This window comes from Pseudomonas sp. P4_C3 (genome assembly GCF_056402075.1).
In genome coordinates this window covers 1-962 of the sequence record NZ_JBFUIC010000687.1, presented here as the reverse complement: position 1 = coordinate 962, position 962 = coordinate 1, and the positions used below count along the sequence as shown (strand labels likewise).

Genomic DNA, 962 nt, shown 5'->3' with positions numbered 1-962 from the left:
GACCTGACCCTTGTCCTGCACAGCCCTCCTGCGTCGCAGGATCTGGAAATGTTGGAGTCGAAACGGCGCACGCTGGAAAGTCAGCATTCCGAAGTCATCAAGATCGATTTCGACATCGGTAGTCGTTCTGAAGTATTGGCGGCTGACAAACGATTGAGCTGGGGGTATTGGCTCAAGCATCACTGTCGTTGCTTGTGGGGGAATGATCTGACTAAGCGCTTCGACCGGTTCAAGCCGTCGCGTGATATCGCCATTGCCGTGAATGGTGACTTCGAATCTGTACTGACCCGGTATGCCGATCTTATCGATCAGGCGGCGACATCGACGCAATCGCTACGCTTGCAACGCGAAGCCTCGCGCAAGCTCATCTGCTCAACTCAAGTACTTCGCTCTGAACAGGACCTGATGTGGCCGCAAACACTGGAAGAGCATGTCGAGCTGTTTGTTCAGCATTACCCGTGTATGAGAATGCAGATCTCTTTTTTCTTGTCCCAGGCAAGGAACCCGTACGCTAAGCCAAAAGAGTTTACGACTCAGCTGCATAATTTTTTGACCTGGATGGCTTCAGAAACCGGTTAGGTCCGCTTTGGGTCGACTCCGACCTGTGACGGCCGGCGACAGTCGACCCAATAGGGTTGTCCACAACACCCCATCAATTGGGCCGCTGAGCGGCCGCCCTTAATGATGTGGGTGTACAGTCAAAGACACCAGTTTGAGCACAACGGGGCGAACGACGAGTATGCACAGGAATGCCACTGGCATAGCCAATTTATAGGCGTGCAGCGCATTACTTAGGTAATCAATCTCAATACCGGAGTTTGCCGCAGTGATCACGAGTGACATCAAGAACGCCATAATTGTGGCCATATACAGCGCGAAAACATAAGGAGTAGCGCGAGCCGAGAGCTTACGCTGGTTGAAAAATAGTGCTTTAGAGGATGCTTTGGGATTCATATCAGATC

General features: G+C 51.9%; 2 protein-coding genes. One reads left to right on the top strand and one right to left on the bottom strand.

Annotated features, from left to right (window positions below; all coding sequences use genetic code 11):
• A partial coding sequence (locus tag AC1DVH_RS31790) for a nucleotidyltransferase domain-containing protein (protein ID WP_477757119.1) occupies positions 1-579 on the top strand: 579 nt, incomplete at its 5' end.
• A 99-nt stretch (positions 580-678) separates the two neighbouring features.
• On the opposite strand, the gene AC1DVH_RS31785 is transcribed toward AC1DVH_RS31790, so the two are convergent.
• Positions 679-954, bottom strand: a complete 276-nt coding sequence (locus AC1DVH_RS31785; RefSeq protein WP_477757120.1) for a DUF2798 domain-containing protein — start codon at positions 952-954, stop codon at positions 679-681.
• Positions 955-962: the final 8 nt, after the last annotated feature.

Bases quoted from the DNA above. Each gene is read 5' to 3' on its own strand.
- AC1DVH_RS31785 (WP_477757120.1), bottom strand. From the start codon at position 954: ATGAATCCCAAAGCATCCTCTAAAGCACTATTTTTCAACCAGCGTAAG.